The 963-nt window shown below is 67.5% G+C and carries 2 protein-coding genes; both read left to right on the forward strand.

Annotation, left to right across the window (positions count from 1 at the left end; translation table 11 throughout):
- The coding region (locus ACEN88_RS32735; protein WP_413346437.1) for an ABC transporter permease subunit at positions 1 to 561 on the forward strand (561 nt) is incomplete at its 5' end.
- A 6-nt stretch (positions 562 to 567) separates the two neighbouring features.
- On the forward strand, positions 568 to 963 hold a 396-nt coding region (locus ACEN88_RS32740; RefSeq protein WP_413346439.1), incomplete at its 3' end, for an ATP-binding cassette domain-containing protein.

Here is a 963-nt window from a genome sequence, read left to right on the forward strand (position 1 = left end):
GGCTTCGGGCTCGGCGCCGCGCTGGGCCTCGCGCTCGGCCTGCTCAACGGCAGCAGCCGGCGCGCCGCGACGCTGCTCGACACGACCGTGCAAATGGTGCGCAACATCCCGGCGCTCGCGCTGATCCCGCTCGTGATCCTATGGTTCGGCATCGACGAAGCCGCGAAGCTGTTCCTGCTGTCCGTGGGCGTCTTCTTCCCCGTCTACCTGAATACCTTCCACGGCATCCGCTCGGTCGACGCGGGGCTGATCGAGATGGCGCGCAGCTACGGCCTGTCCGGCTGGGCCCTGTACCGCGACGTGATCCTGCCGGGCGCGCTGCCTGCTATCCTCGTCGGCGTGCGCTTCTCGCTGGGCCTCGTCTGGGTGCTCCTGATCGTCGCCGAAACCATTTCCGCGCAGGCCGGCATCGGCTACATGACGATGAATGCGCGCGAATTCCTGCAGACGGACGTCGTGCTGGTCGGCGTGCTGCTGTACGCCCTGTTGGGCAAGGCTGCCGACCTGGCGGCGCGCGGCCTGGAACGCCGCTTCCTGCGCTGGAATCCCGCTTACCGCTGATCCTTCATGCCAAAAGACATTCAAGACTACCGGGCGGGTGCGCACCTCGACGTGCGCAGCCTGACCAAACGCTATGCCGGGCGCACCGTGCTCGATGCCGTCAACCTCAGGATCGAACCGGGCGAATTCGTCGCCATCGTGGGCCTCAGCGGATGCGGCAAGAGCACCTTGCTGCGCGCGATCGCCGGGCTGGAACTTCCGGACGCCGGCCAGGTCAAAATCGGCGGTGGCGGACAGAAGCCTGAAACGCGGATGATGTTCCAGGATGCACGCCTGCTGCCGTGGAAGACCGTGCTGCAGAACGTGGCGCTGGGCCTGAAGGATGGCGCGGAGCGGGCCCGTGCGGCGCTGCGGAGCGTCGGCCTGCTCGATCAACAGGATGCGATCGGCCAGCACCACGGC

This window comes from Massilia sp. CT11-108, assembly GCF_047302915.1.
GTDB lineage: Bacteria > Pseudomonadota > Gammaproteobacteria > Burkholderiales > Burkholderiaceae_D > Telluria > Telluria orientalis.